Genomic DNA, 20,397 nt, shown 5'->3' on the forward strand with positions numbered 1-20,397 from the left:
CCTTTCCATACAGCGCACCACGCGGGTGCGCTGGCGATCACCGTGCGGCTGCCATTCCGTGAAAGCCGCACCAAGGGGCCAGTCAGCTAGCCCGCTTCGAATAACGCCATGGCCTCGACATGCGCCGTCTGAGGAAACATGTCGAGAATCCCGGCCCTTTTTAACCGGTACCCCTGGCCGACCAGCACCTGGGCGTCTCGCGCCAGCGTGGCCGGGTTGCACGATACATAGACCAGCCTTCTGGCCTTGAGGCGGGCGATGCCTTGCACCACCTCGAAAGCACCGTCGCGCGGTGGATCCAAGAGTACCGCAGAAAAGCCCTCGGCGGCCCATCCGGTGCCTGCCAAAGGCTGCGATAAATCGGCCTGAAAAAACCGTGCGTTATGCACATTGTTGTTCCGGGCATTGGCTGCGGCCCGATCGACCATGGCCTGCACGCCTTCCACTGCCACCACCTCGCGCGCCTGGCGTGCCAGCGGCAGGGCGAAGTTGCCCAGGCCGCAGAACAGGTCCAGCACGCGCTCGTCGGCCTGCGGTGCAAGCCAGGCCAGGGCCTGCTCGATCATTGCCGTGTTGACCTGGGCATTCACCTGCACGAAGTCCCCGGGGCGCCAGGCCAGCTCCAGTTGCCATGGCGCCAGGGCGAAACCCAGTTGTGCTTTCGGCTCCAGCGGTGCCGGCTCGCCTTCGCCTTGCAGCCACAGTTGCGCCCTGGCCTGCGCGCAGAACGCCTGCAGCCTGGCCAGGTCTTCTGCCGGCAGCGGCGCGACATGACGCACCAGCAGCGCCTCGGCGGTGCCGCTGAACAATTCGACATGGCCCAGCGCCTGCGGCTTGCTCAATGAACGCAGCACGGTCGGCAAGTGGCGCAGAATCGCCTGCAAGGGCTGTACCAGCACTGCGCAATCATCGATGGCAATGATGTCCTGGCTGGCTTCGGCGCGGAAGCCTACCTGCAGCTGGCGCGCCTTGGCATCCCAGCGCACCGCCACGCGGGCGCGGCGCCGGTAGCCGAATTCAGGCCCGCTCAGCGGCGCGGCCCATTCCTCGGGCTGCACGCCGGCCACCCGCTGCAACTGCTCGGCCAGGGTACGCTGCTTTAGCGCCAGCTGTGCATCGTGGGGCAGGTGCTGCAGGTTGCAGCCACCGCAACGGCCGTAATGCCGGCAGGGCGCCTCACGGCGCTCGGGGCTGGCCTGCAGCAGCCGCTCCAGGCGGGCCTCGACCACTTTGCCACGAGCGTTGAGCACCCGCGCCTCCACGGCCTCACCGGCCAGGGCGCCGCTGACGAACCAGGTGCGCCCCTCGAAGAAGGCGATACCGCGGCCGTCACCGGCCAGGCGCTCGATATCCAGCCGCTGTTTCTTGCCCACGGGCACCTGGGCGGTACGGTTGCCGCCGGCCGGCTGGAAACGCAGGCCGCTGTTGCTTTTCTTCTTGGACATTTAGCTCAGGTCGAACAGGCCGGTGGACAGGTAACGGTCGCCACGGTCGCAGATGATCGCGACCATCGTGGCGTTTTCCACCTCGCGGGACAGGCGCAGCATGGCCGCGACCGCACCACCGGAAGACACGCCGCAGAAAATACCCTCTTCACGGGCAAGGCGGCGCGTGGTGTCTTCGGCTTCCTGCTGCGACATGTCGACCACGCGGTCGACGCGGGTGGCGTCGAAGATCTTCGGCAGGTACTCCTCGGGCCAGCGGCGGATGCCGGGGATGGCCGAACCTTCCATCGGTTGCAGGCCGATGATCTGCACCGCCGGGTTCTGTTCCTTGAGGTACTGCGAGCAGCCCATGATGGTACCGGTGGTGCCCATGGAGCTGATGAAATGGGTGATGGTGCCCTGGGTCTGCTGCCAAATCTCCGGGCCGGTGCTGGTGTAATGGGCGATCGGGTTGTCGCCGTTGGCGAACTGGTCCAGCACCAGGCCACGGCCTTCGGCTTGCAGCTTCTCGGCCAGGTCACGGGCACCTTCCATGCCCTCTTCCTTGGTCACCAGGATCAGCTCGGCACCGTAGGCGGTCATGGCGGCCTTGCGTTCGGCGGTGGAGTTGTCGGGCATGATCAGGATCATCTTGTAGCCCTTGATCGCCGCCGCCATCGCCAGGGCGATGCCGGTGTTGCCGGAGGTGGCTTCGATGAGGGTGTCGCCGGGCTTGATCTGGCCGCGCAGTTCGGCGCGGGTGATCATCGACAATGCCGGGCGGTCCTTCACCGAGCCGGCAGGATTGTTACCTTCGAGCTTGAGCAGGAGGGTATTGCTGGTTTCGCCAGCGATGCGCTGCAGGCGAACCAGAGGCGTATTGCCGACGCAATCGGCGATGGTTGGGTACTGCAAGGTCATGGCGTATTTCACAATCCGGACGGCAGGGGCGCCTATCATACCGGCAAACCCTTCGCGGCCATATCACGCAATCTGTGATGGATATAGCCACAAGCTATATCAATAGCCTGCACCGGCCCTTTCGCGGGTGCACCCGCTCCAACAAGGGCTACACTGGCCTCAAGAGTGGTGATGACCCTGTGGGAGCGGGTTCACCCGCGAAGGGGCCGGCACATGTAACGGCAATCTCATCCACAGCCGCAGCCCCTGCTTGCCATTCTCCGCCCACAAGGTCCCGCCTTGGCGTTGAATGGCACTGCGGGCGATGCTCAACCCCAGGCCGAAGCCCCCATCACCGGGCCGTGAGCCATCCAGCCGCGAGAACGGCGCAAAGATTCGCTCCAGGTCCTCTTCGCCTACGCCGCCACCTTCATCCTCCAGCCACAGCCGCCAATAGCTGCCGTCACGCTGCCCTCCCAAACGCACCACACCCTCGGCCGGCGAATGACGAATGGCATTGCGCAACAGGTTCTCCAGCGCCTGGGCCAGGTGATTGAGGTTGCCCAGCACCCAGCAGTCGGCCGGCACTTCGCAGCGCAGCCGCGCCAGCGGCCAGCCGCTCTCGTAGCTGGCGTTCTCGGCCAGCAACTCCCACAAGGCGTGGATCTCGATCGGTTCCAGGTTCATCGGCGCACGCTCGGCGTCTTGCCAGGCCAGTTGCAGGGTATCCTCGACCAGTTGCTGCATGCAGGCCAATTCCCGCGACAGGCGCTCACGCAGGCGTGGCAGGTCGGTTTCACCGTCGCAGGCCACCCGCAGCCGGCTGAGCGGCGTGCGCATTTCGTGGGACAGGTCGCGTAGCAACTGCTGTTGCATCGCCACCGTCCCCTGCAAGCGCTCGGCCATCTGGTCGAAGGCGCGGGCCAGTTCGCCCAGCTCGTCATGCCGGGCAATGGTACGTGAGTCGAGTCGCGCCGACAGCTGGTCGGCACGCCAGGCGTTGGCCTGCTCGCGCAACTGGTTCAATGGCACGATCAGCATGCGGTAGAGCCCCACGCACAGCAGCAGGGTGAACAGGCCAGGGATGATGCCGTTGGTGACGACCCGCCATAACAGCCGGTGCTGGCCGGGGTTGAAGCGCTGCGGCAGTTCGATCACCAGCAGGCCCTGCTCCGCCGCCCCCGGAAACGGTATGCGCAGCCATGGCTGCCCCACCGTGCGCTGGCTCATCGGCCAGTCGACACCGCGCAGGCGGGTCAGGCGTTGCATGGTCTGCGGGTCGAGGCTGGCGCTGTCGAGTGGCCGCAGGTTGAGGTCGAAAACGCCAACCCAGCCGCGTTCGCGCTGGTGCATGGTTGCCACCCAGCGGTCCAGCCCCGCACGCCCGCCGCTGCGCCAGGCCTGCTCGGCCTCGCTGGCATAACCACGCAACACCTGCTGCGCCGGCGCCGAAAGAAAGGCGTCCTGGGTTTCCATGTGCCGCCCCCAGGTGTAGCTGAGGCCGATCATCAGCAGGCAGAAGCCCACCAGCAGGATGGCCAGTTTCCAGAACAACGAGTGACGGTCGAGCATGGGTCACTCCGCCTCGCTGGCGCTGAGCACGTAACCCTTGCCCCACACGGTACGGACCTGGCGTGCGTGGTAACCGATGGCCTTGAGCTTGCGGCGGATCTGGCTGACATGCATGTCCAGGCTGCGATCATGCCGCGAATAGCCCCGTTGCAGTACCTGCTGGTACAGGAACGGCTTGCTCAACACCTCGTCGGGGTTGCGGTTGAGGATATCGAGCAGACGATATTCGCTGGGGGTGAGACCGGCCAGGCGGCCGTCCAGGCGTACATCGCACAGGCCCTCGTCGTAGTGCAATTCACCGCTGGCGGGCTGCGCCTGCGGGGCGCGATGGCGGCGTTCGAGGGCGACCCGGCGCAGGATTGCCTCGATGCGCACCTGCAGTTCGGCCATGCTGAACGGCTTGGGCAGGTAGTCATCGGCGCCGCGCTGGAAGCCGTTGATGCGATCGGCCTCGGCACCCAGTGCCGACATCAGGATTACCGGCGTGGCGCTGCGTTTGCGCAATTGCGCCAGGGCATCCAGGCCATTGAGCCCGGGCAGCAGGATGTCCAGCAGCACCACGTCGAAGGCGTGACGCCCTGCTGTTTCCAGCCCCTCCAGGCCATTGCGGCACCAGGTCACGTGGAAACCGCCGCGTTGCAGCGTTTCGTGCAGGTAGGCGCCCAGCACCGGGTCATCCTCGATGGCGAGGATATTGCAGTTGTGAACAGCTTCGGGATTCATTGGCAACTGCCATACATTCTCAATTGCGCGATTATCGAGCATCCGTCGCCCGCCGGGCAACCGCGCTGCGACCAATGCGCGGCAACTGGCAAAAACACCGACTAAAGAGGTGCAATGCTGCCGCAGGCGGAGTAACTTCCCGCCTTGGCCGTCATCGCTTGACGGCGTCCAGGCACATGACAGGAGGCGAGTGTGCTCGATCGCTTGGGAATACGCAGCCGGGTCCTGCTGCTGGCCCTGCTGCCGGCCGGCCTGATGGCCCTGGTGCTGGGCGGCTACTTCACCTGGCTGCAGCAAAACGACCTGCGCACCCAGTTGCTGCAACGCGGCAAGATGATTGCCGAACAACTGGCACCGCTGGCTGCACCCGCCATGGCCAAGCTCGCACCGGCGCAACTGGAGCGCATCGCCGCACAGACCCTGGAGCAGGCCGATGTGCGCGCCGTCACCTTCCTGGCCCCGGACCGCACACGCCTGGCCCACGCCGGCCCGAGCATGCTCAACCAGCCGCCAAGCGGCGGCACCGGCATGCAGTTACTGCAGCGCAGCGGCAATGATGCCACGCGCTACCTGATGCCAGTGTTCGGCCACCACCGCGACCTGGCCACCGATGCCGTGCCGGCCGAAGCCGAACGCCTGCTGGGCTGGGTCGAGATCGAGCTGTCCCACGACGGCACGCTGCTGCGCGGCTACCGCAACCTGTTCACCAGCCTGTTCCTGATCCTCGCCTGCCTGGTGCTCAGCGGCTTGCTGGCGCTGCGCATGAGCCGTACCATCAACGACCCCATCGAGCGCATCAAGCACGCGGTCAACCAGCTCAAGGACGGCCATCTGGAAGAACGCCTGCCGATCATGGGCAGCCATGAACTGGACGAACTGGCGCGCGGCATCAACCGCATGGCCGAAACCCTGCACAACGCCCATGAGGAACTGCAGCACAGCATCGACCAGGCCACCGAGGACGTGCGCCAGAACCTCGAAACCATCGAGATCCAGAACATCGAGCTGGACATGGCGCGCAAGGAAGCGCTGGAGGCCAGCCGCATCAAGTCGGAATTCCTGGCCAACATGAGCCATGAAATCCGTACCCCGCTCAACGGCATCCTCGGCTTCACCCACCTGCTGCAGAAAAGCGAACTGACCCCGCGGCAGCTGGACTACCTGGGCACCATCGAGAAATCCGCCGACAACCTGCTGGGAATCATCAACGAGATCCTCGACTTCTCCAAGATCGAAGCCGGCAAGCTGGTGCTCGACAGTATTCCGTTCAACCTGCGGGACCTGGTCCAGGATACCCTGACCATCCTCGCCCCGGCGGCCCATGCCAAGCAGCTGGAGCTGCTCAGCCTGATCTACCGCGACACCCCGTCGTCGCTGATCGGCGACCCGCTGCGGCTCAAGCAGATCCTCACCAACCTGGTCAGCAATGCCATCAAGTTCACCCGCGAGGGCACCATCGTCGTGCGCGCCATGCTCGAAGACGAGCACGAAGACAGCGCACAGTTGCGCATCAGCGTGCAGGACACGGGTATCGGCCTGTCGCCCCAGGATGTGCGCACGCTGTTCCAGGCGTTCAGCCAGGCCGACAACTCATTGGCACGCCAGCCCGGCGGCACCGGCCTGGGCCTGGTGATCTCCAAGCGTCTGATCGAGCAGATGGGCGGCGAGATCGGCGTCGACAGCACCCCGGGCGAAGGTTCGCAGTTCTGGATCAGCCTCAACCTGCCCAAGGCCCACGACGATCTCCAGGAGCCACCACTGCAACCGCTGCTGGGCCGCCGCGCGGCCATTGTCGATGGTCACGAACTGGCCCGCCAGGCGTTGGAACACCAGCTGGAAGATTGCGGGCTCAGCGTCAGCCTGTTCACCTCCTACGCCCAGTTGCTCCAAGGTGTACAGGCCGCCAGCCAGGCCGGTCAGCCATTCGAGTTCGCCGTGCTCGGGGCCAACCTGGGCAACCTGTCGCCCGAACAACTGGGCCATTACCACCAGCAGCTGGAACGTTACCATTGCCAGTGCGTGGTGCTGTGCCCGACTACCGAGCAGGCGCTGTATCATCCCTACCTGCCCAATGGTCATGGCCAGCTGCTGTCCAAGCCGACCTGCACCCGCAAACTGCGGCGCCTGTTGCTGGAGCTGGTACAACCGCGCCGTCCCCAGGGCGAGGCGAACAGCGTCAACGGCCAACGCCAGCCGAAGATCCTCTGTGTCGACGACAATGCCGCCAACCTGCTGCTGGTACAGACCCTGCTTGAAGACCTGGGGGCCGAGGTACTCGCCGTCGACAACGGCTATGCTGCGGTGCAGGCGGTGCAGAACGAGCCCTTCGACCTGGTGCTGATGGACGTGCAGATGCCGGGCATGGACGGCCGCGCCTGCACCGAGCAGATCCGCCTGTGGGAAAACACCCAGAGCGGCAACCCGCTGCCGATCGTCGCCCTCACCGCCCACGCCATGGCCAACGAGAAACGTGCGTTGCTGCACGGCGGCATGGACGACTACCTGACCAAACCGATCAGCGAACGGCAACTGGCCCAGGTGGTGATGAAATGGACCGGGCTCAGCCTGGGCACGCCACAGCAGGAGCGCCTGGCCGAACAACTGGCCAGCGGCGATGAACTGCAGGTGCTCGACCCCGAAGAAGGCTTGCGCCTGGCGGCCGGCAAGGCGGACCTGGCAGCCGACATGCTGAGCATGCTGCTGGCCTCGCTGGAGGCCGACCGCGAAGCCATACGTGCCGCCCGCGAGGCCGACGACCGCACCACGCTGATCGAGCAGGTGCACCGCCTGAACGGCGCCTCGCGCTACTGCGGTGTCCCGCAGCTGCGCGCCGCGTGCCAACGCAGCGAGACCTTGCTCAAGCAGGAACACCCCCAGGCGCAACAGGCACTGGATGAGCTGGATGCCGCCATCGACCGCCTGGCTGTCCAGGCCAGGTTGAGCGCCTGAGCATAACGGCCTGTGCCAGAGCGGCTACGTGCCGCAGCCCAGTCAATCTTGAGGAGCATTACCATGCGGGTCCTGTTGTTCAGCAGCCAGCACTACGACCAGGAGAGCTTCAGCCAGGCCGCCAGCGGCACCAGCGTGGACCTGCATTTCCAGCCTGCCCGCCTGACCCTCGACACCGCTGCCCTGGCCGAGGGCTACGAGGTGGTCTGCGCCTTCATCAATGACGAACTGGACGCCCCGGTGCTGCAGCGCCTGGCAGCCGGCGGCACGCGCCTGATCGCCTTGCGCTCGGCCGGCTACAACCATGTCGACCTGGCCGCCGCGCGTTGCCTGGGCCTGACCGTGGTGCGCGTGCCCGCCTACTCGCCGCATGCCGTGGCGGAACATGCCGTTGCGCTGATTCTGGCCCTCAACCGGCGCCTGCACCGGGCCTACAACCGCACCCGCGAAGGTGATTTCACCTTGCACGGGCTGACCGGCTTCGACCTGCACGGCAAAACCGTCGGCGTGGTCGGCACCGGCCAGATCGGCGCCGCCTTCGCCCGCATCATGGCCGGTTTCGGCTGCCAGCTGCTGGCCTACGACCCCCATCCCAACCCAGAGCTGCTAGCGCTGGACGCGCGCTACCTGCCGTTGGCCGAGCTGCTGCGCGAAGCCCGTATCATCAGCCTGCACTGCCCGCTGAACGAGCACACCCGGCACCTGATCAATGCGCAAAGCCTGGCCCAGCTGCAACCTGGCGCCATGCTGATCAACACTGGTCGCGGCGCGCTGGTCGACACCCCGGCGCTGATCGACGCGCTCAAGAGCGGCCAGCTCGGCTACCTGGGCCTGGATGTTTATGAAGAAGAGGCCCAGCTGTTCTTCGAGGACCGTTCCGACCTGCCGTTGCAGGACGACGTGCTGGCCCGCCTGCTGACCTTCCCCAACGTGATCGTCACCGCCCACCAGGCATTTCTCACTCGTGAGGCACTGGACGCCATCGCTGCGACCACGCTGGACAACATCAACCGCTGGGCGGCAGGCAAACCACAGAATCTGGTGATGGGTTAGTGCTAGGATACGCGGCATTTCTGGAGGACCCATGGTCGAGCACGATTTCCGCTACACCCTTTTCAACCCGCAACACACCTTGATCGAGTGCCGCGCGCTGGTGCCGGGCCGCTACCAAGTCACCGGCAACGGCGGCTCGATGCACAAAGGCGACACCCTGCTGGTCACCCTCAAGGGCAGCAAGGACCTGTCGATGCGCCTGACCGTGGAGAGCGTGCGCCATTTGATCAACCCCCGCGGCCAGTGGGTTGCGGTGGCCAGTGGCCCAGTGTTCAACGAACTGGAAATCCTTACCTGGCAGGTAGCCTGCGACAGCTGCGCCGCAGTGCTGGATTTCGAATTTGCCGTGGACGCCAAGCTGGGCAAAAAAGCCCGCCAGCCCGCCGCCAGCGCGCGCATCGCCGAGCTGGGCTGGGCCAGCCGTGGCGAAAAACACCTGTGCCCGCGTTGCCAGGAGAGCGCCGAGTGAAGAATCTGCTGACCGGCGTGCTGATTGCCACCGGCCTGCTTGGCTGCGCCGCTGAACCTGCCAGGCTGCAGCAGGAGCGCAGCTATGTACTGGAGTGGATTGGCGAGCGGCCACTGATCGACTACAGCCACCTGACCCTGACCCTGGCCAGCGATGGTCGTGCCTATGGCAACGGCGGTTGCAACCATTGGTTTGCGCCGTACACGCTGGAAGGCCAGCACCTGAGCTTCGGTAAGGTCGGTAAGACCCGCAAGCTGTGCGCGCCGGCCTTGATGGAGCAGGAAAAACGTTACCTGCAGGCGCTGGAAACCGTGCAACGCTGGGACGTGTCGCCGATCGAGCAGATACGCTTCTGGCCAGCCGAGGGCAAGCCATTGCGCTTCTGGCCTGAAGAAGGCTGAGAATTGCCGGGGCCGTTTGCGGCCCCGGATGCATCAGGCGCCTTTCAGGGCCTTGATCCTGGCCTGCAGCCCTTCAAGCGTCTGCTCGCCCATCAGCTGCTCACGCACCTTGCCCTTGTCATCGATGATGTAGGTGACCGGCAGCGCCTCGCTGCGCGGCAGGTCATAGCGCTCGGCCGGGTCCTGGGCCAGTACGGTGAAATCGATTCCCAAGGTTTCGCTCGCCTGCTTCAGGTCCTGCCCCTGCAAGCCGTCGAAATTCACCCCCACCACCTTGATGCCGTCGCCTACCCATTGCTTGGCCGCCGCGTTCAGTTGCGGGATTTCGGTACGGCACGGCCCGCACCATTCGGCCCAGTAGTTGAGCACCAGCCAGTGCCCGTCGAGCTGTTCGGCCTTAACCGTATTACCGTGTTGGTCCACGCCATAATCGGCACCGCAACCACCGAGCAACAGGCTCGCGGTGATGGCCAGTACTGCTGCCAGACGCCTTGCCATGGGTCAATCCTTCTCGAGTTTTCAAGCAAATGTGTCAGTCGCTGCGGTTAGAATAGCCGCCACACCCTGCTGGATGCGACCCGACATGACCGACCTGACGCTCTATCATAACCCGCGCTGCTCGAAATCCCGCGGCGCGCTGGAACTGCTCGAAGCCCGCGGCCTGGCACCGACCATCGTGCGCTACCTCGAAACCCCGCCTGACGCGGCCACCCTCGCGGCCTTGCTCGGCAAGCTGGGCATCGGCCCGCGCCAGTTGCTGCGTACCGGCGAAGACGAATACAAGGAGCTGAACCTGGCCGACCCGGGCCTGACCGACGCGCAGCTGATCGAGGCCATGGCCCGCCACCCCAAGCTGATCGAGCGGCCGATCCTGGTCGCCGGTGACAAGGCCGTGGTCGGCCGCCCGCCGGAGAAAGTGCTGGAGATCCTGCCGTGACCGCGCCCTATATCCTGGTGCTGTATTACAGCCGCCATGGTTCGACCAGCGAGATGGCCAGGCACATTGCCCGCGGCATCGAGCTGGCCGGCCTCGAGGCCCGCCTGCGCACGGTGCCGGCGATTTCCACCGAATGCGAAGCGGTAGCCCCGGACATTCCGCCCAGTGGCGCGCTGTACGCCACCCTGGACGACCTGCGCCACTGCGCCGGGCTGGTACTGGGCAGCCCGACCCGCTTCGGCAACATGGCGGCGCCGCTCAAGTACTTCCTGGATGGCACCAGCAGCCTGTGGCTGGGCGGTGAGCTGGTCGGCAAGCCGGCGGGCGTGTTCACCTCCACCGCCAGCCTGCATGGCGGCCAGGAAACCACCCTGCTGTCGATGATGCTGCCGCTGATGCACCACGGCATGCTGGTCATGGGCCTGCCATACAGCGAATCGGCATTGCTCGAAACCCGCGGTGGCGGCACGCCATATGGCGCCAGTCATCATGCCGGGGCCGATGGCAAGCGCGAACTGGACGCCCACGAAATCGCCCTGTGCCGCGCCTTGGGTCAACGCCTGGCGACTACCGCCAAGGCCCTGGAGGCCGCACGTGGCTAGAAAGCCCAAGGTATTGCCAGCGCTGGCGTGGCTGGCCCCGCGCCTGCGCCTGACGCGGGCATTGAGCCTGGCGTTCTTCTTCGGCCTGATCGTTCTGCTGCTGGTGAACAACCTGGGGTTCGCCAACCTGCATGGGGCCCGGGTCGAGGTCATTCTGGCGATCGAACTGGTGCCGCTGCTGCTGTTGCTGCCGGGCATGCTGGCAGGCAGCGCCCGGGCGCATGCCTGGACCTGCTTCGTGGTGAACATCTACTTCATCAAGGGCGTGCTGGCGGCATTCGATCCGGCGCGGGCGGTGTTTGGCTGGCTCGAGGTGCTGGTGAGCCTGGGGTTGTTCATCGCCGGCTTGCTGTATGTACGCTGGAAGTTCCAGCAAGAGCGGCGCCTGGCTGGCGAAGGCAGCTGAATTCTGGGGCCGCTTTGCGGCCCCGGAAACCTCAATGGTTGACGGTATGTGCCAGCATCACCGACAACTGGCACAGCGGCCGCCCACTCTCGGCATGCCACTGGTTGAACGCCTGCTGCACCAGGGCCAGGTCACGCTGGCTGGTCGGCGGCTTGTCGATCACCTTCTGCGCTATCAACGCCGCCGCCATGTCATCGGTAGGGATGAAGGTATCCTTGCCGACCATGCGCAGGAAGCGCGGCGCCGATAACCCGCCCAGCTGGTTGCCGTGCTTGGCCAGGTACTTCCACAGCCCGACGATATCGGTCACCGGCCAGTCGGCGATGAACGCGCCAAAGCTGCCGTGTGCCTTGGCGATATCCAGTACCAGCTGTGCATTGCGCGGCACGCTCTTGAGCTTGCCCAGGTGGCGAATGATGCGCTCGTCCTGCATCAGCCGCTCCAGGTGTTCGGCGCTCATGAGTACGACCTTCTCCGGGTCGAAGCCGAAGAACACCTGCTCGAATGCTGGCCACTTGGCATCCACCAGGCTGTGCTTGAGCCCGGCGCGGAACACGCGCAGGGCCAGGGTCGACAGGTAGCGGTCGTCGCTGATGTCGCGCAGTTGCGCCGGCGTGCGCGGCTGCGGCAGGAAAGCCTCCAGGGCCTGGGCCGAGCCGAAGCGGTTCAGGCAGTACTCGTGCAGCCACTGATAGTCGCGCATGGGCTCAGATATTCAGCACGTCAAGGAAACGCGGCGTGGCGTTTTCGTCGATCTTCAGGCTGGTGAAGTCGAACAGGTTGCGGTCGGCCAGCTGCGACGGTGCCACGTTCTGCAGGGCGCGGAAGATGCTCTCGGTACGGCCCGGGTGCTTGCGCTCCCACTCCACCAGCATGTCCTTGACCACCTGACGCTGCAGGTTTTCCTGCGAGCCGCACAGGTTGCACGGGATGATCGGGAACTCCTTCATGTCCGAATAGGCCTGGATGTCCTTCTCGCTGCAGTAGGCCAGCGGGCGGATCACCACGTTGCGACCATCGTCGGCACGCAGCTTCGGCGGCATGCCCTTGAGCGCGCCGTTGAAGAACATGTTGAGGAAGAAGGTTTCGACGATATCGTCGCGGTGGTGCCCCAGCGCCATCTTGGTCGCGCCGATTTCGTCGGCGAAGGTGTACAGGGTGCCACGGCGCAGGCGCGAGCACAGCGAACAGGTGGTCTTGCCCTCGGGTACCAGCTCCTTGACCACCGAGTAGGTGTCCTTCTCGACGATGTGGTACTCGACGCCCAGTTCCTTGAGGTAGGCCGGCAGCACATGCTCGGGGAAGCCCGGCTGCTTCTGGTCCATGTTCACCGCGACGATCTCGAACCTGATCGGCGCCACCTTCTGCAGGTGCAACAGAACGTCGAGCATGGTGTAGCTGTCCTTGCCGCCGGACAGGCAGACCATGACCTTGTCGCCATCCTCGATCATGTTGTAGTCGGTGATGGCTTCGCCGGCGAGACGACGCAGGCGTTTTTGCAGTTTGTTCTGGTTGACCGAGAGGGTGCCCATAGCGCTTGGATCCGCGAGGTGTGACAAAAGCCGGCTATTTTACGCACAAACGCGCCGCTACTGTAGGCATTCCGTCAAAGACTTCAATGTAATCAAGAGCCGCACTTACAGCGCGATTTGCTCTAAAAAGCACGGTTTATGTAGGTAACCGCTTCCTATACTGCGACATAAGGCCACATTACCGCTTGCATCGGTGTTCGGGCCTCGGGCCGCTGCGCTCCATCTGGGGGCGTCTGGCAACATTGAGAGGAGTGATCGGCATGATTCATCACGTTGTGGGCCTGTTTACCCATCCCGACCAGGAATGGCGGGAAATTCGTGGCGAAGAAGAAACCATCAGCCACATGTACCTGACGCACACCCTGATCCTGGCTGCGATCCCTGCCGTGTCGGCGTTCATCGGTACCACCCAGGTCGGCTGGGTGATCGGCGATCGACCGGCGGTGATGCTGACCATGGAGAGTGCCATCTGGATGAGCATCATGTCGTACCTGGCAATGCTTGCCGGGGTGGCGGTGATGGGCGCATTCATCCACTGGATGGCCCGCACCTACGATGCCAACCCGTCCATGGCGCAGTGCGTCGCCTTTGCCACCTACACTGCCACGCCATTGTTCATTGGCGGCCTGGCGGCGCTGTACCCGCACCTGTGGCTAGGGATGCTGATAGGCACCGCAGCCATCTGCTACACGGTGTATCTGCTATACGTCGGTTTGCCGACGTTCATGAACATCCCCTCCGACGAGGGCTTCCTGTTCTCCAGCTCGGTGCTGGCAGTGGGCCTTGTAGTACTGGTGGCGATCATGGCTGCCACGGTGATCATCTGGGGCCTGGGCGTGGGGCCGGTGTACACCAACTAGAACGTAAGCAACACTGGGGCATCTGCCAGGGGCCGCCGCAAGGCGGCCTCTACCTGTGCGCTGACCGGTGGCTCGGCAGGCTGCCCAGGGTTGCGGCATAATGCTCGGCCAGGAGAACCATCCCGCCATGCCCGAGCTGCTATTACAACGCGTCGAAACCTGTTACCAGCAAGCCGAAACCTTCTTCAAACGTACCTTCCCGCGCCCGGAAGTCAGCTTCAAGCTGCGCGGGCAGAAAGCCGGGGTCGCCCACCTGCACGAAAACCTGCTGCGCTTCAACCTGCAACTGTATCGGGAGAACCAGGAAGACTTCCTGCGCCAGACCGTGGCTCACGAAGTGGCGCATCTGGTGGCCCATCAGCTGTTCGGCGACCGCATCCAGGCCCATGGCGAGGAATGGCAACTGATCATGCGCGGCGTCTATGAACTGCCGCCCAACCGATGCCACAACTACGAAGTGCAGCGTCGCGTGGCCACCCGCTATATCTACCGCTGCCCCTGCCCGCAAAGCGATTTCCCGTTTACCGCGCAGCGGCACAAGCTGGTGCGTCAGGGCCGGCGCTACCTGTGCAAGCGCTGTCGGGAGATATTGGTGTACAGCGGCGAGATGCGCGTCGAGTAGGGTGTGTTTGCTGTTTTGATCGGCACAGACGATGCAAAAATTTCAGGCATAAGAAAGGCGACCCGTAGGTCGCCCTCCCTGCACCAGCCTGCGCCTTACTTCTCGACGAAAGCCCGCTCGATCAGGTAATCGCCCGGCTCGCGCATGCGCGGGGAGATCTTCAGCCCGAAGCTGTCCAGCACTTCGCTGGTCTCGTCGAGCATGCTCGGGCTGCCACAGATCATCGCACGGTCGTCCTGCGGGTTGATCGGTGGCAGGCCGATGTCGCTGAACAGCTTGCCGCTGCGCATCAGGTCGGTCAGGCGGCCCTGGTTCTCGAACGGCTCACGGGTTACGGTCGGGTAATAGATCAGCTTTTCGCGTACCGCTTCACCGAAGAACTCGTTCTGTGGCAGGTGCTCGGTGATGAATTCACGGTAGGCCACTTCGTTCACGTAGCGCACGCCGTGCACCAGGATCACTTTTTCGAAGCGCTCGTAGGTTTCCGGGTCCTGGATGACGCTCATGAACGGCGCCAGGCCAGTGCCGGTGCTCAGCAGGTAGAGGTGCTTGCCGGGATTCAGGTCGTCGAGCACCAGGGTGCCGGTAGGCTTCTTGCTGATGATGATCTCGTCGCCTTCCTTCAGGTGCTGCAGCTGGGAGGTCAGCGGGCCATCCGGCACCTTGATGCTGAAGAACTCCAGGTGCTCTTCCCAGTTCGGGGAAGCGATGGAATAGGCGCGCATGAGTGGACGGCCGTTGTCCTGCTGCAGGCCAATCATCACGAACTGACCGTTCTCGAAGCGCAGGCCCGGGTCGCGGGTGCACTTGAAGCTGAACAGGGTGTCGTTCCAGTGGTGCACACTGAGGACACGTTCGTGGTTCATGTTGCTCATCTAATGGGGCTCCTGAAGAAAGACGCGGCGCGCGCAAGACGCGCAGTTGCGCGATAGTTTAGGGGCAGCGACAATATCTGTTAACTGGATTATCAAGATATGTGTTATCGGTTATATCGATATGCGATTCACACTTCGTCAACTGCAGGTCTTCGTTGCCGTGGCCCAGCACCAGAGCGTCTCCCGCGCGGCCAGTGTACTGGCGCTGTCGCAATCGGCTGCCAGTACCTCGATCACCGAACTTGAACGTCAGTCCAGCTGCCAGCTGTTCGACCGTGCCGGCAAGCGCCTGAGCCTCAACGCCCTGGGCCAGCAGCTGTTGCCGCAGGCCGTGGCCCTGCTCGACCAGGCCAAGGAAATCGAAGACCTGCTCAATGGCAAGTCCGGCTTTGGCTCGCTGGCGGTCGGCGCCACGCTGACCATCGGCAACTACCTGGCCACTCTGCTGATCGGCAGCTTCATGCAGGTGCACCCGGAAAGCCAGGTGAAGCTGCACGTGCAGAACACCGCACATATCGTGCAACAGGTTGCGCACTACGAAATTGACCTGGGTCTGATCGAAGGCGACTGCAACCACCCGGACCTGGAAGTTCGCCCCTGGGTAGAAGATGAACTGGTGGTGTTCTGCGCGCCGCAGCATCCACTGGCCAAGCTGGGCCGCGCCGATGTGCAGACCTTGTCCCAGGAAGCCTGGATATTGCGCGAACAGGGCTCCGGCACACGCCTGACCTTCGACCAGGCCATGCGTCACCAGCGCACCAACCTCAACATCCGCCTGGAACTGGAGCACACCGAAGCCATCAAGCGCGCTGTGGAGTCAGGCCTGGGCATCGGCTGCATTTCGCGCCTGGCCCTGCGCGACGCCTTCCGCCGCGGCAGCCTGGTTGCAGTGGAAACCCCGGAGCTGGACCTGAGGCGCCAGTTCTACTTCATCTGGCACAAACAGAAGTACCAGACCTCGGCCATGCGCGAATTTCTAGAACTGTGCCGCAATTTCACCGCGGGCTTTACCCGCAGTGACGAGATCGTCTTGCCGCCAATCGCTTAAAGCAGGATCACGCCCCACACCAGCGCCACCATGGTCAGCGCCACCAGTTGCGCGGCGCTGCCCATGTCCTTGGCGTTTTTCGACAGCGGGTGGCGCTCCAGCGAGATGCGGTCGATGGCCGCCTCCACCGCCGAATTGAACAGTTCGACGATCAGGCCCAACAGGCACACGGCAATCATGATCGCCCGCTCCGCGCGGCTGACCGGCAGCCAGAAGGCGATTGGGATCAGCAGCACATTGAGCAGGACCAACTGACGGAACGCGGCCTCGCCCTTGAAGGCGGCGCGCAGGCCGTCCAGCGAATAGCCGGCGGCGTTGAAGATGCGTTTGAGGCCGGTCTGGCCCTTGAATGGCGATGTCATGTGAGTCACTTAACAACCGAAAGGCCAGCAGCCTAGAGCGGCAAGGGTCAAAAAAGCGTGAATGCAGGCGCAATCAGCTGCTGGCAACCGATTCGAGTTGTTGCAGCAGCAGCGCGGCCTGGGTGCGGGTACGCACGCCGAGCTTGCGGAAGATCGCGGTGACGTGGGCCTTGATGGTCGCTTCCGACACATTCAGCTCATAGGCGATCTGCTTGTTCAGCAAGCCTTCGCAGACCATGGTCAGTACCCGGAATTGCTGCGGCGTGAGGCTGGCCAGGCCTTCGCTGGCAGCCTTGGCCTCGGCCGAGACGTCCACTTTTTCGAATGCCTGCGGCGGCCACCAGACTTCGCCGTCGAGCACCTTGCGCACTGCATCCTGGATCACTTCCAGGGTGCTGGACTTGGGAATGAAACCACTGGCACCGAATTCGCGGGACTTGACCACCACGGCGGCCTCCTCCTGCGCCGAAACCATCACTACCGGAATCTGCGGGTATTGCCCGCGCAACAGCACCAGCCCGGAAAAACCGTAGGCGCCTGGCATGTTCAGGTCCAGCAGTACCAGGTCCCAGTCGGCTTTTTCGCTCAGGCGGGTTTCCAGTTCGGCGATGCTGGCAACCTCCACCAGGCGCACATCCGGGCCCAGGCCGAGGGTAACGGCCTGGCGCAGGGCGCCGCGGAACAGCGGGTGGTCATCGGCAATCAGGATTTCATAAGTGGCCATCGATCTGGGGATCCTGTTCTGTGTCGGGCACTCGGGTAGGGTCATTATGAACCAAAGCAGGGGTTGTGCCCCTTGGACTATAGGAAGGTATGCAAACGCTGATGGGTGTCATCCTGCTCATCCAGGGGCAGGCGCCGCTTGCCGCTCAGGTAATGCAGGCTGAACACATCCAGGTAGGCATCCAGTGCTTGCGAGGCCTGGGTATCGCCAGCCAGGTCGAGGCACATGGCAGCCACTTCCGCCGTACAGAAGTGATCATCGCGCCGCGAGCGACGCAGGCGGTAGCGCGACATCTGCTCGGCCGCCAGGCTCAACACCGGGAAGCGATCGAGGTACGGGCTTTTGCGAAACATCTTGCGCGCTTCGGTCCAGGTAGCGTCCAGCAGGATGAACAACGGGCGCTTGCCCGGTTCACGCCGCACTTCGCTGACCACCCGTTGCTGGGCAACGAATTCGCCAGGGAAGACGATGTAGGGCTGCCAGCGCGGGTCGTCCAGCAATGCCAGCAAGCGTTCGTCGACCGACGTGCGCAGCCAGCCGAAGGCGGAGGTGTCTTCGATCAGGTCGGCGATCAGCCACCCGGTATTGGTCGGTTTCAGTGGCTCGGTGTCATGCATCAGCAGGCACATGCCGGACTCGGCCTGCACCCGCGGCTTCCAGGCACACAGGCAATGACTGGCGATGACCCGGCAATCCGGGCAACGTTCGGCACGCGAACCCCGGGCGATGAAAGGCTTGTTGCTGCGCGCCAGGCGTTCGGCGCGCAGGCGCGCTACCGCATGGCTCATGCCGGCAGGCCTCTGGACAGGTTGGGAATGGACACAAGGATTGCTCGGTGAAAACAAGGCCGCCAGTCTACCAGAACAGGGCGCAATTGCTGTGCAGCCGGCAGGGCGGTCCTTATAATCGGCGTTTTAGCGTGCCTGGACCTCGCGCCTTCGCGATAGTCACGGAACGCTGCCGACCCGCGCATGTCAAAGCGCCAGTCATCGAACCAGGAGAGATCCATGCTGCGCCGTATCGCCCCCATCCTGAGCCTGATGCTCGCCCTGCCCCTGGCAGCCCAGGCGGCCTCCAAGCAGGACTACGACCTGAACACCATGCTGCAGAAGGTCGCCAAAGAGAGCAGTGTCGGCACCCCGCGGGCCATCAACGAGGATATCCTCGACCAGGGTTACACCGTGGAAGGCAAGGCACTGATCAACCACCTGAGCGTGCGCCAGAGCCATGCCGAGCGCATGCAGGCCAACCCGGAACAGGTCCGCAGCCAGCTGGGTGACAGCGTTTGCCGCAACAGCGGGTTCCGCAACCTGATGTCCAAGGGCGCAGTCATGGTCTACCGTTTCACGGTGTACAAGACCAACCAGCCGATCATGGACCAGGCTTTCGACAATGCTAGCTGCGTGGCCGGCAACAAGAAGAAGTAACGACAACCTGCAATCGCTACGCCTTTTCATCTTCCCGGGCGCGCCAACGTCCTTCAGCGGCATCGGCGCGCATCTCTGCCAGCAGCGCCTGCAGATAGCGCGACTGGCATTCCAGCCCCGCCAGCCTGCGTCGGCATTCGGCCTCGAGGCTCAGGTGATGCGCTCGGGCCGCATTTTCCAGCTGCTGGTAAAGCTGCCGGTCCACCTCGATGATCAAGCGATGCATACCGCCACCTCCTGCATCGACACGTTTCGCATTTCCAGTTAACCAAACCCGCATCGCCAGTGGCAGCATGCCGACGAGCGGACAGGCCAAACACCCCGGCACGATCGGACGCAAGGGTCTAGATTGAGGTCAGAGGTATTGGTGCAGAAGGAGACGTTGCATGCCTTACCAATCGAATGAACTGCTGTTCAGCCACTTCCGCGACCACAACATCGACCTGAGCAACATCGACGCACAACTGCAACTGGTGGCACCGGACAGCCCCAACCTGCCGCTGTACCGCGACATGATACTGACCATCCTGCGCATGGCCCATGACGACACCGACCGCTGGAGCGCCAAGATCACCCTGCAGGCCCTGCGCGAACTGGACCACTCGTTTCGCGCACTGGAACGCTACAAGGGCCGGCGCAAGGTAACCGTGTTCGGCTCGGCGCGCACCCCAATGGAACACCCCATGTACGCCCTGGCCCGCGAGCTGGGTGCGACCTTGGCGCGTTCGGACCTGATGGTCATCACCGGGGCCGGCGGCGGTATCATGGCGGCAGCCCACGAAGGCGCGGGTAGCGACCACAGCCTGGGGTTCAATATCACCCTCCCCTTCGAGCAACACGCCAACCCCACGGTGGACGGCACCGACAAGCTGCTGCCCTTCCACTTTTTCTTCATCCGCAAACTGTTCTTCGTCAAGGAAGCCGATGCCCTGGTGCTGTGCCCAGGCGGTTTCGGCACCCTGGATGAAGCGCTGGAGGTGCTGACCCTGATCCAGACCGGCAAGAGCCCGCTGGTGCCAGTGGTGCTGCTGGATTCGCCGGGCGGCAGCTTCTGGCGCGACTGCCTGGACTTCATCAATCGCCAGCTGGAAGAAAACCGCTACATCCTGCCCAGCGACCTGAAGCTGTTGCGCTTGGTGCATAGCGCTGACGAGGCGGTCGAGGAAATCAACCAGTTCTACAGCAACTACCATTCCAGCCGCTGGCTGAAGAGCCAGTTCGTGATCCGCATGCATCACCCGCTCAGCGAGGCGGCGCTGTATGACATTCAGGAAGGCTTCGCCGACTTGCGCCTCAGCGGCAAGTATCACCAGCAACCTGACAGCAGTGCCGAGCACGAGGTGGGCAACTTCAGCCACCTGACCCGTTTGTCATTTGCCTTCAACGGCCGGGATCAGGGCCGGCTGCGCGAACTGGTGGACTTCATCAACCTGCCGGAGAACTGGGCCAAGCCGCAACCCATGCATACCACCCAGCGGGCCCGGGAGGCGTTGAAAGCCAGTTGATACCGT

The 20,397-nt window shown here is 63.9% G+C and carries 24 protein-coding genes; 12 read left to right on the forward strand and 12 right to left on the reverse strand.

Annotation, left to right across the window (positions count from 1 at the left end; genetic code table 11):
* Positions 1-86: 86 nt before the first annotated feature.
* The 4 genes from rlmD to QSV36_RS22305 all read right to left on the reverse strand — a co-directional run bounded on the left by rlmD (position 87) and on the right by QSV36_RS22305 (position 4,619).
* Positions 87-1,445, reverse strand: coding sequence for a 23S rRNA (uracil(1939)-C(5))-methyltransferase RlmD (rlmD, locus tag QSV36_RS22290; RefSeq protein ID WP_289134507.1), 1,359 nt, complete (start codon positions 1,443-1,445; stop codon positions 87-89).
* Positions 1,446-2,345: a cysteine synthase CysM gene (cysM, locus tag QSV36_RS22295; RefSeq protein ID WP_225776674.1), complete on the reverse strand. Its 900-nt coding sequence runs from the start codon at positions 2,343-2,345 to the stop codon at positions 1,446-1,448.
* A gap of 159 nt (positions 2,346-2,504) precedes the next feature.
* Entirely contained in the window at positions 2,505-3,896 is a 1,392-nt protein-coding gene (locus QSV36_RS22300; protein ID WP_289134509.1) for a sensor histidine kinase, read from the reverse strand.
* A gap of 3 nt (positions 3,897-3,899) precedes the next feature.
* Positions 3,900-4,619: a response regulator transcription factor gene (locus QSV36_RS22305; protein WP_289134511.1), complete on the reverse strand. Its 720-nt coding sequence runs from the start codon at positions 4,617-4,619 to the stop codon at positions 3,900-3,902.
* Between the two features lie 192 nt (positions 4,620-4,811).
* On the opposite strand from QSV36_RS22305, the gene QSV36_RS22310 reads away from it, so the two are divergent.
* The 4 genes from QSV36_RS22310 to QSV36_RS22325 all read left to right on the forward strand — a co-directional run bounded on the left by QSV36_RS22310 (position 4,812) and on the right by QSV36_RS22325 (position 9,491).
* Positions 4,812-7,568 carry a response regulator gene (locus QSV36_RS22310; RefSeq protein WP_289134512.1) on the forward strand — a complete coding sequence of 919 codons (2,757 nt, stop codon included), beginning with the start codon at positions 4,812-4,814 and terminating at the stop codon, positions 7,566-7,568.
* A 63-nt stretch (positions 7,569-7,631) separates the two neighbouring features.
* Positions 7,632-8,621 carry a 2-hydroxyacid dehydrogenase gene (locus QSV36_RS22315; protein ID WP_289134514.1) on the forward strand — a complete coding sequence of 330 codons (990 nt, stop codon included), beginning with the start codon at positions 7,632-7,634 and terminating at the stop codon, positions 8,619-8,621.
* A gap of 31 nt (positions 8,622-8,652) precedes the next feature.
* Entirely contained in the window at positions 8,653-9,090 is a 438-nt protein-coding gene (locus tag QSV36_RS22320) for a hypothetical protein (protein WP_289134515.1), read from the forward strand.
* Positions 9,087-9,491 (forward strand): META domain-containing protein, encoded by a 405-nt coding sequence (locus QSV36_RS22325; RefSeq protein WP_289134516.1) that lies wholly within the window; start codon positions 9,087-9,089, stop codon positions 9,489-9,491. Before QSV36_RS22320 ends, QSV36_RS22325 begins: the two co-directional genes overlap by 4 nt.
* A gap of 33 nt (positions 9,492-9,524) precedes the next feature.
* Here the strand turns inward: QSV36_RS22325 and QSV36_RS22330 are convergent, their stop codons facing one another.
* Positions 9,525-9,989: a TlpA disulfide reductase family protein gene (locus tag QSV36_RS22330; RefSeq protein ID WP_289134518.1), complete on the reverse strand. Its 465-nt coding sequence runs from the start codon at positions 9,987-9,989 to the stop codon at positions 9,525-9,527.
* An 85-nt stretch (positions 9,990-10,074) separates the two neighbouring features.
* On the opposite strand from QSV36_RS22330, the gene arsC reads away from it, so the two are divergent.
* The 3 genes from arsC to QSV36_RS22345 are packed head-to-tail and all read left to right on the forward strand — an operon-like array spanning position 10,075 to position 11,436.
* A complete protein-coding gene (gene arsC, locus QSV36_RS22335) occupies positions 10,075-10,428 on the forward strand; it encodes an arsenate reductase (glutaredoxin) (protein ID WP_186689783.1) in 354 nt (117 codons plus the stop codon).
* Positions 10,425-11,030 carry an NAD(P)H:quinone oxidoreductase gene (wrbA, locus tag QSV36_RS22340; protein ID WP_289134520.1) on the forward strand — a complete coding sequence of 202 codons (606 nt, stop codon included), beginning with the start codon at positions 10,425-10,427 and terminating at the stop codon, positions 11,028-11,030. The genes arsC and wrbA overlap by 4 nt, the downstream gene beginning before the upstream one ends.
* Positions 11,023-11,436, forward strand: a complete 414-nt coding sequence (locus QSV36_RS22345; RefSeq protein WP_289134522.1) for a DUF2069 domain-containing protein — start codon at positions 11,023-11,025, stop codon at positions 11,434-11,436. Before wrbA ends, QSV36_RS22345 begins: the two co-directional genes overlap by 8 nt.
* Before the next feature lie 31 nt (positions 11,437-11,467).
* Here the strand turns inward: QSV36_RS22345 and QSV36_RS22350 are convergent, their stop codons facing one another.
* On the reverse strand, positions 11,468-12,139 hold the full coding sequence (locus QSV36_RS22350) for a DNA-3-methyladenine glycosylase I (protein ID WP_289134523.1): 672 nt from the start codon (positions 12,137-12,139) through the stop codon (positions 11,468-11,470).
* 4 nt (positions 12,140-12,143) lie between these two features.
* A complete protein-coding gene (ttcA, locus tag QSV36_RS22355; protein ID WP_289134525.1) occupies positions 12,144-12,968 on the reverse strand; it encodes a tRNA 2-thiocytidine(32) synthetase TtcA in 825 nt (274 codons plus the stop codon).
* A 260-nt stretch (positions 12,969-13,228) separates the two neighbouring features.
* Between ttcA and QSV36_RS22360 the strand changes: the two genes are divergently transcribed.
* Together QSV36_RS22360 and QSV36_RS22365 are read left to right on the forward strand one after the other, a co-directional pair.
* Positions 13,229-13,828 (forward strand): Yip1 family protein, encoded by a 600-nt coding sequence (locus QSV36_RS22360; RefSeq protein WP_225776662.1) that lies wholly within the window; start codon positions 13,229-13,231, stop codon positions 13,826-13,828.
* A 127-nt stretch (positions 13,829-13,955) separates the two neighbouring features.
* Complete coding sequence (locus QSV36_RS22365; protein WP_289134528.1) at positions 13,956-14,450, forward strand: SprT family zinc-dependent metalloprotease; 495 nt, start codon at positions 13,956-13,958, stop codon at positions 14,448-14,450.
* Positions 14,451-14,545: 95 nt separating this feature from the next.
* Here the strand turns inward: QSV36_RS22365 and fpr are convergent, their stop codons facing one another.
* A complete protein-coding gene (gene fpr / locus QSV36_RS22370; RefSeq protein WP_225776659.1) occupies positions 14,546-15,325 on the reverse strand; it encodes a ferredoxin-NADP reductase in 780 nt (259 codons plus the stop codon).
* A 121-nt stretch (positions 15,326-15,446) separates the two neighbouring features.
* Between fpr and finR the strand changes: the two genes are divergently transcribed.
* Positions 15,447-16,373: a LysR family transcriptional regulator FinR gene (gene finR / locus QSV36_RS22375; RefSeq protein WP_289134530.1), complete on the forward strand. Its 927-nt coding sequence runs from the start codon at positions 15,447-15,449 to the stop codon at positions 16,371-16,373.
* Here finR and QSV36_RS22380 read toward each other — a convergent pair.
* From QSV36_RS22380 to QSV36_RS22390, 3 genes are all read right to left on the reverse strand, one after another.
* On the reverse strand, positions 16,370-16,735 hold the full coding sequence (locus QSV36_RS22380; RefSeq protein WP_010952700.1) for a diacylglycerol kinase: 366 nt from the start codon (positions 16,733-16,735) through the stop codon (positions 16,370-16,372). The two genes, finR and QSV36_RS22380, sit on opposite strands and share 4 nt — an antisense overlap.
* 73 nt (positions 16,736-16,808) lie before the next feature.
* Positions 16,809-17,459 carry a response regulator transcription factor ErdR gene (gene erdR, locus QSV36_RS22385; RefSeq protein WP_025338000.1) on the reverse strand — a complete coding sequence of 217 codons (651 nt, stop codon included), beginning with the start codon at positions 17,457-17,459 and terminating at the stop codon, positions 16,809-16,811.
* Positions 17,460-17,536: 77 nt separating this feature from the next.
* Positions 17,537-18,247, reverse strand: a complete 711-nt coding sequence (locus QSV36_RS22390) for a tRNA-uridine aminocarboxypropyltransferase (protein WP_289134533.1) — start codon at positions 18,245-18,247, stop codon at positions 17,537-17,539.
* 219 nt (positions 18,248-18,466) lie between these two features.
* Here QSV36_RS22390 and QSV36_RS22395 point away from each other — a divergent pair, with 219 nt between their 5' ends.
* On the forward strand, positions 18,467-18,886 hold the full coding sequence (locus QSV36_RS22395; protein WP_289134534.1) for a quorum-sensing-regulated virulence factor family protein: 420 nt from the start codon (positions 18,467-18,469) through the stop codon (positions 18,884-18,886).
* A 16-nt stretch (positions 18,887-18,902) separates the two neighbouring features.
* On the opposite strand, the gene QSV36_RS22400 is transcribed toward QSV36_RS22395, so the two are convergent.
* Complete coding sequence (locus QSV36_RS22400; RefSeq protein ID WP_225776655.1) at positions 18,903-19,112, reverse strand: hypothetical protein; 210 nt, start codon at positions 19,110-19,112, stop codon at positions 18,903-18,905.
* A gap of 160 nt (positions 19,113-19,272) precedes the next feature.
* Between QSV36_RS22400 and QSV36_RS22405 the strand changes: the two genes are divergently transcribed.
* Entirely contained in the window at positions 19,273-20,391 is a 1,119-nt protein-coding gene (locus QSV36_RS22405; RefSeq protein ID WP_289134536.1) for an LOG family protein, read from the forward strand.
* Positions 20,392-20,397: the final 6 nt, after the last annotated feature.

The sequence above is a fragment of the Pseudomonas sp. BCRC 81390 genome (assembly GCF_030341915.1).
Classification (GTDB): Bacteria; Pseudomonadota; Gammaproteobacteria; order Pseudomonadales; family Pseudomonadaceae; genus Aquipseudomonas.

Excerpts from the sequence above, each read along its gene's own strand:
- QSV36_RS22360 (WP_225776662.1), top strand. The coding sequence starts at position 13,229 with ATGATTCATCACGTTGTGGGCCTGTTTACCCATCCCGACCAGGAATGG.
- QSV36_RS22400 (WP_225776655.1), bottom strand. The coding sequence starts at position 19,112 with ATGCATCGCTTGATCATCGAGGTGGACCGGCAGCTTTACCAGCAGCTG.
- QSV36_RS22305 (WP_289134511.1), bottom strand. The coding sequence starts at position 4,619 with ATGAATCCCGAAGCTGTTCACAACTGCAATATCCTCGCCATCGAGGAT.
- ttcA (WP_289134525.1), bottom strand. The coding sequence starts at position 12,968 with ATGGGCACCCTCTCGGTCAACCAGAACAAACTGCAAAAACGCCTGCGT.
- arsC (WP_186689783.1), top strand. The coding sequence starts at position 10,075 with ATGACCGACCTGACGCTCTATCATAACCCGCGCTGCTCGAAATCCCGC.
- cysM (WP_225776674.1), bottom strand. The coding sequence starts at position 2,345 with ATGACCTTGCAGTACCCAACCATCGCCGATTGCGTCGGCAATACGCCT.
- erdR (WP_025338000.1), bottom strand. The coding sequence starts at position 17,459 with ATGGCCACTTATGAAATCCTGATTGCCGATGACCACCCGCTGTTCCGC.
- fpr (WP_225776659.1), bottom strand. The coding sequence starts at position 15,325 with ATGAGCAACATGAACCACGAACGTGTCCTCAGTGTGCACCACTGGAAC.
- QSV36_RS22300 (WP_289134509.1), bottom strand. The coding sequence starts at position 3,896 with ATGCTCGACCGTCACTCGTTGTTCTGGAAACTGGCCATCCTGCTGGTG.
- QSV36_RS22390 (WP_289134533.1), bottom strand. The coding sequence starts at position 18,247 with ATGAGCCATGCGGTAGCGCGCCTGCGCGCCGAACGCCTGGCGCGCAGC.
- QSV36_RS22395 (WP_289134534.1), top strand. The coding sequence starts at position 18,467 with ATGCTGCGCCGTATCGCCCCCATCCTGAGCCTGATGCTCGCCCTGCCC.
- QSV36_RS22380 (WP_010952700.1), bottom strand. The coding sequence starts at position 16,735 with ATGACATCGCCATTCAAGGGCCAGACCGGCCTCAAACGCATCTTCAAC.
- QSV36_RS22315 (WP_289134514.1), top strand. The coding sequence starts at position 7,632 with ATGCGGGTCCTGTTGTTCAGCAGCCAGCACTACGACCAGGAGAGCTTC.
- finR (WP_289134530.1), top strand. The coding sequence starts at position 15,447 with ATGCGATTCACACTTCGTCAACTGCAGGTCTTCGTTGCCGTGGCCCAG.
- QSV36_RS22365 (WP_289134528.1), top strand. The coding sequence starts at position 13,956 with ATGCCCGAGCTGCTATTACAACGCGTCGAAACCTGTTACCAGCAAGCC.
- QSV36_RS22405 (WP_289134536.1), top strand. The coding sequence starts at position 19,273 with ATGCCTTACCAATCGAATGAACTGCTGTTCAGCCACTTCCGCGACCAC.
- QSV36_RS22350 (WP_289134523.1), bottom strand. The coding sequence starts at position 12,139 with ATGCGCGACTATCAGTGGCTGCACGAGTACTGCCTGAACCGCTTCGGC.
- QSV36_RS22320 (WP_289134515.1), top strand. The coding sequence starts at position 8,653 with ATGGTCGAGCACGATTTCCGCTACACCCTTTTCAACCCGCAACACACC.
- rlmD (WP_289134507.1), bottom strand. The coding sequence starts at position 1,445 with ATGTCCAAGAAGAAAAGCAACAGCGGCCTGCGTTTCCAGCCGGCCGGC.
- QSV36_RS22330 (WP_289134518.1), bottom strand. The coding sequence starts at position 9,989 with ATGGCAAGGCGTCTGGCAGCAGTACTGGCCATCACCGCGAGCCTGTTG.